13 protein-coding genes are annotated in these 14116 nt (G+C 35.3%); 12 read left to right on the forward strand and 1 reads right to left on the reverse strand.

Annotation, left to right across the window (positions count from 1 at the left end; genetic code table 11):
- Window positions 1–12: 12 nt before the first annotated feature.
- The 7 genes from MWG26_RS09355 (at window position 13) to MWG26_RS09385 (ending at window position 7589) form a co-directional block, all read left to right on the forward strand.
- Window positions 13–1800, forward strand: a complete 1788-nt coding sequence (locus tag MWG26_RS09355) for a hypothetical protein (protein WP_025657816.1) — start codon at window positions 13–15, stop codon at window positions 1798–1800.
- A gap of 13 nt (window positions 1801–1813) precedes the next feature.
- Entirely contained in the window at window positions 1814–2743 is a 930-nt protein-coding gene (locus MWG26_RS09360; protein WP_025657815.1) for a glycosyltransferase family 2 protein, read from the forward strand.
- 17 nt (window positions 2744–2760) lie between these two features.
- Window positions 2761–3180: a hypothetical protein gene (locus MWG26_RS09365; RefSeq protein WP_025657814.1), complete on the forward strand. Its 420-nt coding sequence runs from the start codon at window positions 2761–2763 to the stop codon at window positions 3178–3180.
- Window positions 3181–3189: 9 nt separating this feature from the next.
- Entirely contained in the window at window positions 3190–3885 is a 696-nt protein-coding gene (locus MWG26_RS09370; RefSeq protein WP_081733214.1) for an acyltransferase family protein, read from the forward strand.
- A 50-nt stretch (window positions 3886–3935) separates the two neighbouring features.
- Window positions 3936–5081, forward strand: a complete 1146-nt coding sequence (locus MWG26_RS09375) for an ATP-grasp domain-containing protein (protein ID WP_025657812.1) — start codon at window positions 3936–3938, stop codon at window positions 5079–5081.
- A 98-nt stretch (window positions 5082–5179) separates the two neighbouring features.
- Window positions 5180–6247 (forward strand): acyltransferase family protein, encoded by a 1068-nt coding sequence (locus MWG26_RS09380; RefSeq protein ID WP_244062718.1) that lies wholly within the window; start codon window positions 5180–5182, stop codon window positions 6245–6247.
- 64 nt (window positions 6248–6311) lie between these two features.
- Window positions 6312–7589 carry a lipopolysaccharide biosynthesis protein gene (locus tag MWG26_RS09385; RefSeq protein WP_025657809.1) on the forward strand — a complete coding sequence of 426 codons (1278 nt, stop codon included), beginning with the start codon at window positions 6312–6314 and terminating at the stop codon, window positions 7587–7589.
- Window positions 7590–7915: 326 nt separating this feature from the next.
- Here MWG26_RS09385 and MWG26_RS09390 read toward each other — a convergent pair whose 3' ends face one another.
- Window positions 7916–8851 carry a helix-turn-helix domain-containing protein gene (locus tag MWG26_RS09390; RefSeq protein ID WP_147324104.1) on the reverse strand — a complete coding sequence of 312 codons (936 nt, stop codon included), beginning with the start codon at window positions 8849–8851 and terminating at the stop codon, window positions 7916–7918.
- A gap of 185 nt (window positions 8852–9036) precedes the next feature.
- On the opposite strand from MWG26_RS09390, the gene MWG26_RS09395 reads away from it, so the two are divergent.
- From MWG26_RS09395 to MWG26_RS09415, 5 genes are all read left to right on the forward strand, one after another.
- The gene (locus MWG26_RS09395; protein ID WP_025657807.1) at window positions 9037–10050 is read left to right on the forward strand and encodes a uroporphyrinogen decarboxylase family protein; all 1014 of its coding nucleotides are present in this window, start codon (window positions 9037–9039) and stop codon (window positions 10048–10050) included.
- A 146-nt stretch (window positions 10051–10196) separates the two neighbouring features.
- Entirely contained in the window at window positions 10197–10538 is a 342-nt protein-coding gene (locus tag MWG26_RS09400; protein ID WP_025657806.1) for an arsenate reductase family protein, read from the forward strand.
- A 16-nt stretch (window positions 10539–10554) separates the two neighbouring features.
- Window positions 10555–11115, forward strand: a complete 561-nt coding sequence (locus tag MWG26_RS09405) for a flavin reductase family protein (RefSeq protein ID WP_025657805.1) — start codon at window positions 10555–10557, stop codon at window positions 11113–11115.
- A gap of 147 nt (window positions 11116–11262) precedes the next feature.
- The gene (locus tag MWG26_RS09410; protein ID WP_025657804.1) at window positions 11263–12225 is read left to right on the forward strand and encodes a glycosyltransferase family 2 protein; all 963 of its coding nucleotides are present in this window, start codon (window positions 11263–11265) and stop codon (window positions 12223–12225) included.
- Window positions 12222–14006, forward strand: a complete 1785-nt coding sequence (locus MWG26_RS09415) for a DUF6020 family protein (RefSeq protein ID WP_025657803.1) — start codon at window positions 12222–12224, stop codon at window positions 14004–14006. The genes MWG26_RS09410 and MWG26_RS09415 overlap by 4 nt, the downstream gene beginning before the upstream one ends.
- Window positions 14007–14116 lie beyond the last annotated feature (110 nt).

A 14116-nucleotide genomic window follows, 5' to 3' on the forward strand; every position in this document is an offset into this window, starting at 1 on the left:
AAGGAATATGAAATGCGTCGAAACAAAAGTAAGAAAAAATTCAATATAAATAAAGTTTATGCCAATGATATAGGACGTTTTGGATTATCGTTTTTTATAACGCTGGCAATAATAGTTGTTGTATTTTTATTTGTTCAACCAGTATTTATGACTATAGATGATGCTAGATTATTATATGTTTATGCAGGCTATGCAACAGGGGTTCCAGAGGCTAATTATTTATTCAGTTATTATCCTTTAGGTTGGCTCCTTTCAAATTTATACTCAGCTTTTCCACAAATATCATGGTATGCAATATATCATTTTACATTGATTTGTTTATCTAGTTGTCTTATCGGTAAGACAATATATAAAATAGGTTTACAAAAAAATATAAAGATTGTTTATTTAGTAATGATACATGTGATCTTATACTTATCTTTCTATCTTATTTCAACAATACTAATGCATTTTGAGGTTACGGCAACAATTATAGGAACAGCTGGTGTAATACTCTTATTAGGAATTGATTTTAAGAACAGTAAAAAAGGGATAATAATATTCGAATTGCTAATTTCAGTCTTTTGTATCTCTCTGTGTTATATACAACAATTTAATGCATTTTATGCTATTTGCTGTTATTTATTGGTTGCAATAGTATATATTTTCTTACATGCATTTATTGAAAAGAACTTATCTAGAGTTTTAAAATATAGTATTGTGTATCTCTTTTTTTTAAGCCTGATATTATTATTTGTAAAAGGAATTGAGGATAAATCGAAAAGTTCTGTTGAATGGCAAGAATACTATAAATATAATAAGTATAGAGTGAGTTTTTGGGATTATGAGCATGAAACATATGAAGATAATCCGGAATTATTTGATAAAATAGGTTGGAGTGAAGAATTTTACCAGTTATCAGAAAACATGTATTTTATGGACAAGCGGTTTAATAAGGAAAATTTGGGTGAAATAGTTGAAAAATTTTCCTGGTTCGAACTAGACGAGTGGGATAAATTATTACAAACTTGGAAAACAACTCTTAAAGAACTACTAACTGGAGAAAAGTTAACACTATTACACATATATATTGTAGTGCTTCTTTTTATTGTCTTTATAAAAATGGGTATAATGAGAACATATAGAAAGTTATATTATCCCCAAATAATTGCTGCTTTATGTTGTATTCTAGGCACTATGTTAGTTATTTCATATCTTGCAGCGCGTGGACGCCTACCTCTGCGGGCATGGCTGGCAAGTTTAATACCATGTGGTACTATTGTATTTGTTCTTTTTTTAATGACTTATGATAAAGCAAAGCTTTCAGAAAAGAAAATTCAAAAATTATGCACAGCATTATTATTATTATTTCCTTGGGCGGGAATATTAGCAAACGCATATACGAAGATTTACACTGTTGACTGGCAATATCGGCAGAGTTCTATCAATATTGTTGGTCAAATAGAAAATTATGCACTCGAACATTCAGATCATGTTTATGTATTTGATCAATTTGGTGCACAGAATTATGGCGTCTTTACCAATTATCCTGACCCTAAAAAAAGGCCTGTAAATTTAGTACCATGGGGTTCAAGTTATGTGTTTACCCCAACTTATTATAAACAGCTTGAATATTTAGGCAAGGATAAACTTTTGACAGAAAATCTTTTTGACGAAGATGTTTATTATGTAACGTCATATGATTCAAACTATAAGGATTTGCTATCAAATATGCTAAATAAAGAATATGATCATGTAGAGTTTAGAGAGGTAGGAGCCATTGGGGATGCTGCTATAATTTATAAAATATCAAAAGAGTAATATGAGGTGTGTGATGGTTATTACAATTATAATTCCGTGTTATCGTTCAGAGAATACGTTGGAGTTTGTGGTAAATGAAATAAAAGATGAGATTTTAAAAAGGAGTGGTAATGAATATCAAATTATATTGATTAATGATTGTTCACCCGATAATACCTTTGGTGTTATTACAAAATTAGCTCAGGCTGATAAAAATATTATTGGCGTTGATCTGGCAAGAAATTATGGTCAAAATATTGCACGAATGGCGGCTGTTTCTTATATAAAAGGTGATGTGGCTGTATGTATGGATGATGATGGACAACATCCTGCGGATCAAATATATAAACTGGTTGATAAAATCAGTGAAGGGTATGATCTAGTATATGCAAAATTTGCAACCCAAAAGCAAAAATTTTACAGACGCTTTACTAGTCGAATAAATACTAAATTGCTTGAATTTACTGGAAGTAAAATGAAAGGTATTTATAATTCTCCTTTTTTGGCCTGGAGCAAATTTGCTATTGAAAATTTGAAAGCATACAAAAGTCCATTTCCGTCAGCTGGTGCGTATTTAATGAGAACAACGAATAGAGTTACGAATGTTGAGGTCGAACAAAGAAAAAGAATATCCGGATCCTCAGGTTATACATTAAAAAAGTTAGTTAATCTCTGGCTTACCGAATTTACGAATTTTTCTTTAGTGCCATTAAGACTTGCATCGTTATTAGGTGTATTCACGTCTGGATTAGGTATATGTTGGGGTATTTTTCTAGTAATCAGAAAAATAATTAATCCCCATATAGCTATGGGATATACGTCAACAATGGCTGTGTTACTTTTTATTGGTGGAATCATTATGTTAATGCTAGGCTTGATTGGAGAGTATATCGGTAAGATATACATGACTATCAGTGATTTACCCCAATATATGGTAAGAGAGGATTTAAATGCAGACGTTTAAAAGTGAGGTGATTACTGATGGATAATGAAAGAAAAACGTTCGTACTTCGGGACACGCAAATTCAAAAAGGGGTAGCAATACTTATACTAATATTGCTACACCTTTTTTTCCGTGGTGAAGCAGCGTGGCCTTTCTTTGATTATTCTTGGACAATAGAAAATAAGCCGTGGATTACTACACTGTTAAAGAATGGTAAGATATGTGTTGACATTTTTGTTATTTATAGCGGATATGGTCTAAATGAGAGTTTTAATAAGAAGATACAGGGAAAACAGAAGAGCATCAGGATTAGTATAAAATTTGTAACTGCGCATTTAGTTAAACTTTATACAAATTTTTGGGTAATCTTCTGGATCTATTTAAGTGCAGGTATGATATTTGAAAAATTTAATATATTTACTATTTATGGTGAGGGTAAAAATGGTGTCTTAGCATAGCTGATTGATATGTTAGGATTAAGAGATATATTATTTGAATGGTGTCATACAGGAACAATAAATGTTACATGGTGGTTTATGTCAGCAATTATAATACTTTATCTAATATTTCCTATAATAAAAAGCATGATGTCAAAAATGCGTTATTTACCACTATTGCTATTTTTATTTATTAATGTTAGTGCTTGTTATACTACATATAGGCAAATGAGTACAGGGGTATTTTTTTACTTATCGGCATTTGCCTTAGGAATGTTGTGTTCTGAGTTAAAAATAATGGATAAATTAATTAATCTCGATCTAAGATATAAAGATAAATTAATTTATAGTTTAATCTTATTTTTTGTTACCTATATTTGGGGATTTCATGATAGGTTTAGCGGAGAATTGCCACATGCTTTTTCAGTGATTTTATTAGTTAATGTTCTAGTTATCGAGAGAAATGCTATTTTAAAAAAAGCAAGTGGTGTTTTAGTATTTTTGGGAAAACATTCCACTAATATTTTTATGTTCCATACTTTCATACTGCTCTATTTTGAAAAACAGGTGTATTATTTTAGAAATCCATTTCTTATTTATATAAACTTTATAATAATAGTAATAGTGATTTCTATTATATTAGAATTTATAAAGAAATATAGTGGTTTTTATAAATTGCAAGAAAGGTTAATTAGCTTAATCTGGCAAGAAAAAGGTTCAAGATAAGTTTTATAGCAATTTATTTTTTAGACTGTTAATAGTATAAGGAGATAGCTATGATTACAAATAACAGGATAGTAATAATCGGAGCGAATGAATTTCAAAATCAATTAATTGTAAAGGCAAAGGAGATGGGTCTTGAGACGCATGTTTTTGCATGGAAATGTGGTGATGTCGGCGAGAAAACTGCTGATTTCTTTTATCCAATCAGTATCACAGAGAAAGAAAAAATTTTAAAAGTATGTAAAAAGATAAAGCCAATTGCTGTTACTTCAATAGCATCAGATTTAGCTGTAGTGACTATAAATTTTGTTGCAGAAAAACTGGGATTGGTTTGTAACGGAATTAAAACAACAAAATATACAACAAATAAATTCGAGATGAGGAAGAGGCTTGCCGAATCTTCTTTGCCAGTACCCCAATTTGCATGTGTAAACAAAACTTGGAGTTGTGAAGAAATAGGTGATTTAGAATATCCTTTGATAGTAAAGCCAACTGATCGATCTGGAAGTCGTGGTGTAACAAAAGTTTTTTCTAAAAATGATCTTAATAATGCAATTAATTATGCGTACAAATATTCTTTTGGAGGACAGGTTATAATCGAAGAATTTATATCAGGTGAAGAGTATAGCTGTGAAACTATTTCTTACAATGGTGAACATAAATTATTAGCGATAACTAAAAAGTATACTACGGGTGCCCCACACTTTATAGAAACAGGACATCTCGAACCGGCGCAGATTGATGATCATCTATTTGAAAAAATTGAGTCTCTTTTAGAAAAGGCATTAGACGCATTATCAATTACCTCAGGTGCTTCACATTCAGAAATTAAAATAGATGAGGATGGAAATATAGGGATTATTGAAATAGGTGCCAGGATGGGAGGCGATTGTATAGGTTCAGACTTAGTGTACCTGTCAAGCGGATATGATTTTTTAAAGATGACAATACAAACAGCATGTGGAAAGCAACCTGATTTAGAAAGAAAACATGCGCCGCGGTATGCGGGAATTCGATTCTTGTTGAATAAAAACGATTTAGCCCAATTAAGAAAAATTGAGAAGGAAAATCCAGAACTGATTTATAGAACTTGGATAGATAGTGAAGACGAACGAATAGTAGAAGACAGTTCTACAAGATTGGGGTATTTTATTATATCAGGGAATGAAATCAATGCAATTAAATGCCTGTTTGAATGAAACGTAAGAGTTTACTACTATAATTGATGCCATTTCTCTTATATATTAAGAGTATTCTGAAGTTTTGTCATGGCTTATGAAATACAAGGAGAAAAAGTATGTTTAAAAGGATAGATACATTAAAGGTAAAAGGTATAGCGATCTCTTTATTATTATTCCATCATTTATTTTACTCAACGGCTCGGATTGAAGCAAATGGGGTGGTTTTTCATATATTTTCGCAAGACACAGTGGAAGGACTGGTTACGGCATCACGAATATGTGTATGGATTTTTGCTTTTTTATCAGCCTATGGTTTAACTTGTAAATATATAAAAGAAGACATTAAAAGACCGACAATATTTATTGCTAAAAGTTGGATTTCCCTAATGAAGTCATACTGGTTTATTTATATAATTGTTTTTATTTTATCATTTATATTTTTTAATAATCCACTTGAAATATATCAACATAAGGCCTCTTATTTAGTATTAGACGCGTTGGGACTGACAGACTTTTTTGGATCACCAATGTTATCTAATGTATGGTGGTATATGTGTTTTGCACAGATTCTTTTGATAATTTTGCCGCTGATTATAGCAGTTTGCAGTAAATTTGGATGGGCAAGCTATTTACTAATGATAATTATTATTCAGTATTTGGGGAGCGGCATATCTTCAAATTTTGGAGGAGAATACATAAATTATTTATTAGTTATTGTTTTGGGTGTGCTATGTGCTCAAAATAGTTTTTTTGACAAAGTGAAGAGCAAGCCAAAACATTTAATAGGAAAAATTATTGAAATATGTATTTTAGTTGGAGTAATTTTTATATGCTTAATTCTACGCCTTAAACTGGAAGAGGTTGATGTTTGGAAGGTTAGAAGTATACTAAGCAGCCTAGCTGTTTTATGTATATGCTGGATGTCATATAAGTATTTAACTAATAAAATAGTAGAAAAGGTTTTATCATTTTTAGGTAAACACTCTGGAAATATTTTTATGACTCATGCTCTGATATATACTTTTTATCCAAATGTGGTGTATTATACTAAAAATGTAATTTTAAGTTGGTTAACACTGTTATCCATTAGCTTGTGTTTATCTATAGTATTAGAAAAATTAAAAGAGTTAACGAAATATAATTGTTTGATAAAAAATATAGAGAATATGATATTTCCAGAATAATTCAGTACCTTATTAAGGTATAATATAACAAAACCATTTGTATAGTATATTTGGAGAGCAAAAGATGAAATTAAAGCATTTTATACTGAATGATGAAAATATAGAGAAGAGTAGCTACATATGGAATATGGCCGGGAGTATGCTTATGGCATTTCAATCGGTAATTATGCTCATGATATTGACTAGAACAGTAGGGTTAGGAGAAGCTGGTGTTTTTACTATAGCTTATGCCAATGCAAGCTTGTTTTTAAATATTGGCAAATATGGTATGCGAAATTTTCAAGTATCTGATGTATATGGACAGTTTTCATTTATTGAGTATCTACGCTCCAGATGGATCACTACTCTCTTAATGATCATTGTAGCCACTTCCTATATAGTGCATAGCTCTTTGGTTAATAACTATAGCTTTGAGAAAAGTATGGTGATTATATGGATGTGCTTGTTTAAGGTTGCTGATGCAATAGAAGATGTTTATTATGGCATGTATCAGCAGAAAGGAAGACTTGATATAGCTGCCAAAGCTATGACGTTACGCATGTTCTTTACGATCATTATATTTGGTATTGGTATTATTGTATTACGTAGTCAATTAGTATCTTTGATGATAGCTACTATGACTACTTTTGGTTTTTTAGGGCTTTTCCTCTCATGGACTTATGGCACATTTAATGTAAAAAAGGGATATTGCAGAAAAGGACAAGTAGCCCGGCTATTAAAAAGTTGTTTCCCATTATTTGCAGGTGCATTTTTATCATTTTATATAGGAAATGCTCCTAAATATGCTATAGATGCCTTGCTATCAGATGAACTGCAGGCCTGCTATGGATTCATAGCAATGCCAGTATTTGTTATAGGTTTGCTAAACAGTTTTATTTTTAACCCTATACTTTTTCAGATGTCTTGCCTTTGGAACGAAGGTAAAGTAAAAAGGTTCATAAAGAGAACGATTGTTCAGATAGGCGTTGTAGTGGGGATAACTATCATTTGTATAATTGGCGCTTATTTTTTAGGGACTCCAGTACTTTCAGTTTTATATAATACAAATTTAGCACCATACAAAAAGGAACTTCTGATTTTATTGGTTGGGGGAGGCTTCTTAGGACTAACAGGATTGTTAAGTACAGTAATTACAATAATACGTTTTCAAAAGGGGATTGCCTGGGGATATGCTGGTGTTGCTGTTTTGGCATATGTATTCTCAAATCCAGTTATTAGCAAGTATGGAATAATGGGGGCTGTGGTATTATATGTAATGCTTATGGTAATTTTGTGTCTATGCTTTGCTGGACTATTTATTTCGGGGGTTTATATTCAAAATAAAAAAAGAAAATTAAATTAGGTTTATTACTTAAATATTGAGGATGGAAATAAAACATAAGCGAAGCTTTATTGGACAGAAAAATAAATTTATGGTAAAACAAGTTACTTGATCTTGGGAAGCGCAATAAGATGATTTTATTTATATAATCTAGGCGGGCTACTCTCAAATATCCTAGAGCCTGAGTTTTATATTATTTTGCCGTTTAAGTGTGCTTTAAGTATTGTAATAATATACTACAACTCTAAGTAACGCCGTATTCCAATTCTATAAAATGCAGACGAAGCCATTCGCATCGTAATAATCAGAAACAGATTATAAAACAGGTCTATTACTATATAGTTACATTAATGTACAGAGGGACATTTCTTCAATTCTAAAAGCTGTACACAGTTCTTATTTTTAAGGCTTTTACAGTATTCGCTGGGCTTTAAATTAGTATACCGTTTAAACTGATTAGAAAAATAATTCACATTACAAAAATTTAAAAAGTCTGATACCTGGGTTATATTATAAGCGCCTAAGCACAGCAGTTCTTTTGCCTTATCTATTTTAAGCTGCGTATAATAATTCATGACGGTTGAGGCGGTATACTTTTTAAATACAGCAGACAAAGTTGACTTCGAACAGTGCAGTTTTTGACAGAGAGACGAGAGCGTAAGGGAAGAAAAAAGACATTGTCTCATTATCATAATTGCTTCGCCAACCAAAGGCGGATATTCATCTTCTGGCACATGACGTTCCGGATATGTAAGAGTATCCATAGATATCAGCAACTCCAGCAAAAAGGATTCTAAATTATTAAGCAGCAGCTGTTCTTGCGCCGGGCTGTGGTCAGGTGAAATTATCTGGTAGATCAGTTCTTTTGTGTCAATAACAGAGGAAAAGATCTCACTGCAGTATTTCAGTGCATTAAAAAAATAATGTTTCATAGAAGTTGTCAGAAGAATCGGTTGATCAGCTATTTTATCGAGGACATTACCCTCGTAATAAAAGGCTCCGTTGCATATGGAAGTTTTTATGTTCTTTATCGATCTATGCCGGTGATATTCATTAGGCGCATGGAAATAAATATGGCCTTCTTCAAGTATAACAGTCTTAGACCCGGTAATGATTTCCACACTTCCAATATCTGCATAAATAAATTCCCAGTAGTTATGAGTTTCCCCGATAGATGTAAATTTAGGATTAAGATCGCAGTAAAAGAAACTAACGATATTATCTAATTGAATTGTTTTATTAAGAAAAGTCTGCTGAAATGATTTTTGCATATCTATTTTCACTCTTTCCGTTTGTAAGGCTCAAAATCTTATTGTTTCAACCGAAACACTTTACCTTCCTATAAAATATAACACAAAATGGATTTTCTTACAAATATCATGTAAGAAAGTGTATGTTTTTATTGCGGAATATCAGGTATTATCTAATAAATTATACTATGTAAAGTTATTGAACAGGAGGGTATCAAATGAATGGCAGAGAAAGAACCTTAAAATTTTTGAATGGTGAAAAAGTGGATTATATTCCATTCCATCCATTGGTCATGCAGTTTGCATCTGAATATGCAAAGATTCCGTTTAGAGAGTATTGCCTGGACTATAGGAGCCAATGTAATGCAATGATAAAGTTTGCAGAAGACTTTGGCGTGGACTGGTTCCATCCGTCGGGATTTGCATATTGTGAAGCGGGTGCATATGGGATGGATATCGTGTATCCTGAAGATGACTGCCCATATCCAAAAAAGCATTTAATCCTTGATTTTGAAAGGGATTATAAGAAGATAAGGGCGCTGAATATAAAAGACAACGATGCGATGATGAATCGCGTGAGAGGAGTTAAGCATTATAAAGATACGGTCGGCGATGCGTATTTTATAGCAGGACACGTAGAAGGCCCTTTGGCGGAATATACGGATTTAAGAGGCGTATCTGAAGGACTCATAGATTTACTGGATTATGAGGATGAACTGTCAGAGATATTTCAGATTATAGTGGATAATTCGAAACGATGGATTGATTTACAGGCAGAAGCAGGGGCAGACTGCATTAGTATAGGCGATGCTATTTGTTCTCAAATTAGCGAGTCAATGTATTTAGAACGTATTTTTCCATATCATGTAGAAATGATTGAACATGCAAACAAGTTGGGGATATATACTAAATTCCATATCTGCGGCGATTCATCCAGGATCCTGCCGCATTTAATAGATGCCGGAGCCAATATCCTGGATATCGATTCATTAGTGAAAGATGTGCCTTCCCTGATAAAACGACTGGGTAAGGGGCAGGTTCTATGCGGCAACCTGGATCCGGCCGCGGTCTTGAGATTTGGCACAACGCAAAAGATTGATGATGAAGTTAAAAAAATAATTGATGATACAAAAGGAAAATGCATGATTGGAGGCGGCTGCGAGATACCGAAGGGGACGCCGGCTGAAAATATGCATAAGTTTTTAGAAGCGGTTAAAAAATACTCTTATTAGATAAAATATAGAATTGAATAAAAGTTATTAAAAAGGAATTTGCTGTCTGTATAAGAAAGAACTATTGGTTTGAAGTGGATTCTATGATATAATCTCCTAGTGGATAAACTTTAAGAAACAAGAAAATCTAAAAGGAGACAAGGCCCATGAATATACAGATCTTTGGAACAAAAAAGAGCTTTGACAGCAAGAAAGCAGAGCGTTATTTCAAGGAGCGGGGCATAAAATATCAGTTTATAGACATGAAAGAAAAGGGACTCAGCAAAGGAGAGTTCTACTCCGTCTGCCAATCAATTGGCGGCTATGAACAGTTGCTCGATCCGAATTGCAGGGACAAAGATTTACTTGCCCTGGTCACATATATTGCAGAAGAAGACCGGGCAGAAAAAATTCTTGAAAACCAGCAAGTGATAAGGACACCGATTGTTAGAAACGGAAAACAGGCAACAGTCGGCTATCAGCCGGACATATGGAAAATTTGGAAATAATAGGAGGACTAATATTATGAGAAAAAACTTTGGAGCAAAGCCATACACATACCCACAGCCTGTATTGATGATTGCAACCTATGGCGAAGATAATATGCCAGATGTAATGAACGCGGCCTGGGGCGGCATCAGCGACAACAATGAGATTTCCATGTGCATCAGTGAAGGGCATAAGACAACCGAGAATATTTTAAAAAGAAAAGCCTTTACGATCAGCATGGCAGACGAGGCACATATGGCAGCATGTGATTACGTGGGCATCGTTTCCGCTAATAAAGTGCCGGACAAATTTGCAAAAGCAGGATTTACTGCAGAGCACTCAGACCTGGTGGACGCACCGATCATCAAAGAACTTGCCATCTGCGTGGAATGTAAGCTGAAAAGTTATGACCCTAAGACTTGCCGCCTTGTGGGAGAGATAGTGAATGTCAGTGTAGATGAATCCGTTCTGGATGACAAGGGAAATGTAGACGTAGCAAAAGCAGCGCCGATTACTTTTGATCCATTTAATAATGCTTATATCAAACTGGGCGAAAAAGTGGGAAATGCATTTAAGGATGGAGCAATTTTGAAATAGACAGAAAGAAGCATATACATATGGGTGACCTGTCAGGAGGAGAAATCGGGGTGTTCTGGCCTTACCGTTTTTGGTGTTGAATATACCCAGAAGAAGCGTTATGATTAAAAAACAGGATGACTAAACGAAGTAAGGAAGTATTTGATTATGCCAAAAGAAAAGATATCGCTGATTGTCCCCTGCTACAATGAAGAGGAGGTTCTCCCTTATTTTTACGAGGAGTTCAAAAAGACAGCAGGGCAATTAGCAGAATATGAATTAGAGCTCCTTTTTATAGATGACGGCTCGAAGGACAGCACATTAGATCTTGCAAAAGATATGGCCAAAAGTGATAACAGGGTCAAATATCTTTCTTTCTCCCGCAATTTTGGCAAGGAAGCTGCCATCTATGCGGGACTTAAGAATACGGACGGTGATTATGTGGTTCTGATGGATGCGGATCTGCAGGATCCTCCGTCCCTGCTGCCTGAGATGTTAAAGGCAGTGAAAGAAGAAGGATACGATTCCGCTGCTACCAGAAGAGTGACCAGGAAAGGTGAACCGCCCGTCCGTTCTTTCTTTGCGCGCCGGTTTTACCATCTGATGAATAAGATTTCTTCAGCTGAGATTATGGATGGAGCGAGGGACTACCGTTTGATGAACCGGAAGTTCAAAAATGCAATCCTGGAAATGAGTGAATACAATCGTTTTTCGAAAGGTATTTTCGGCTGGGTAGGTTTTCGGACAAAGTGGATTGAGTTCGAGAATGTAGAACGTATTGCAGGTGAGACAAAATGGTCCTTTTTTAAACTGTTCCGCTACAGTCTTGAGGGAATTATCGGTTTCTCAACGGCACCTCTTGCCATGGCATCCATATTGGGGATGACAGTTTGTGCGGCCGCATTTATATTTTTAATTATTATCCTGGTTAAGACTTTATGTTTTGGAGACCCGGTTGCAGGCTGGCCTTCTATGACCTGTATTATCCTGATGCTGGGCGGGATTCAGCTGCTTTGTATAGGGATTTTAGGCATGTATCTCTCCAAGACGTATCTGGAAACCAAGAAAAGGCCTGTCTATATCTGCGATGAAAGTAATTTGGAAGAAGAGGATGAGGAGAAAAAGGAATGAACCGGGCAAAGAACTTTATGAGAGGGAATTCGGATATACTTTCGCTTATCCTGTCTATTACAATAGCAAATCTGTTGTTTTTTCATCAGGAAAAGTGGCTGATGAATCCGGTTTATATTGCAGGATTATCGATTCTGATTTATGCGGGGCTTAAAGCGGCCCGAAAGAATGCGTATCTGCTGAAGCACGGCCGCATATTGCCGGGAACCGTACTACTGGGTATCTTGTTTTCTCTGATGATTGTTGTTGGACAGAAGATACATGCGGACAGCGTATCTTTTTTAGTTTTTACGGGATTTGATATTATCTGGTTTATTCTTTATTTTTTTGTTGGATGGCTTCTGTTTTTTGATTTATATCTGGCTGGTGTGAATACGGCGGTAAGAGGCCGCATGACTTCAGGAGAACTGCCGGTTCCGAAATGGAATCAAAGAAAATGGCTGCTCTACAGCGTTATTTTGTTTGCAGCCTGGGTTCCCACATTTGTAACTTATTTCCCGGGGATTGTACCTGATGATGCTACGGTTTCCATGGCAATTGCTTTCGGGGAGATGCCATGGGACAACCATTTTCCTGTTTTTTATACCTTAATGGTTGGCGGATTCATGCTCGTGGGCTATATCTTCCATAACTTTAATATTGGGATTGCGCTTTATTCTGTATTTCAGATGCTTATTATGGCAGGAATTCTGGGGTATTTGCTGGAGTGGATTGAGCGGAAAGGGTTTAAGAAGATTCTGATCTATCTGGGGCTCGCATATTTTGCGGCGGCTCCGGTTTTTGGAAACTATGCGGTTGTTATGTGGAAAGACCCCATTTTCAGCGGTGTTCTTATTCTTTTAGCACTGATATTAATCGATCATGTCGCAGTGAATCCGGATTCATTTTTAGAAAAGAAAGTTTTGATCAGCTATGCAGGGCTGATGATTCTGGCCTCTCTTTTGAGAAATAACGGAATCTATATCGGGATCTTGCTCAGTGCGGGACTTTTGATCGTTTACAGGAAGCGGTTAAAGCGGGTTTTGATAACATCGGTGGTCAGTATTGGCTTGATCTGGTTTATTACGGGGCCTGTATATGTGCACATGTTTTCTGCCGAAAATGTTTTTGTGGAATCAGTCGGCATCCCTTTGCAGCAAATGGCCAGAGTCGTTGTCACAGAGGGAGAGATGAGCGCGGAAGAGGAAGAATTTATGGATCATCTGCTGCCATTGGAAAAGTATCAGGATTATTATTGGCCGTTTTTAGTGGATCCGATCAAATGGGCGCCCGAATTCGATACGGAATATTTAGACAGCCACAAAAAAGAATTTTTTCATGTCTGGTTTTCCATGCTGACTAAAAATTTTGATGTCTATGTAAAGCAGTATCTTATGGGAACGTATGGCTTCTGGCATATAGGCGGGGAGACGAAATACGAGTTTGTGAAAACGGATATTGCCAGGAACTGGTGGGACATGTATCAGAATCAGCCTTTTGAAAATGTGCTGGGATATCCTATGCAGGAAAAAATAGTGGAAAAGTACGATTATATATCAACGGGGCTGTTGGTATGGATCCTTTTATTTGATATTGTTTTCTGCTGGATGCGTAAAAAATCAGTGTATATCATTCCTCTGCTGGTCATGGCGGGCAACTGGCTGACTTTGATGGTGGCTACTCCAACGGCATTTGGCGTCAGGTATATCTATCTCCTGGTAATCGGCCTGCCTCTGGTGCTGCTTTATCCGTGGCTGCTGAACAGAGATCCGCAGGGGAAAGGCGCTGCTGTTCACAGATAAGCATGTAAACAGTAACTTCCAAAAGCAAGGGCATTTGTGATATAGGGTTGTACTTTTGTATGAATTTGGTAAAATAAGAAGCAGGAAACTTCAGACTGGAAGGAGAGGTC

The organism is Faecalicatena contorta (genome assembly GCF_022835095.1).
GTDB classification, from domain to species: Bacteria; Bacillota; Clostridia; order Lachnospirales; family Lachnospiraceae; genus Faecalicatena; species Faecalicatena contorta.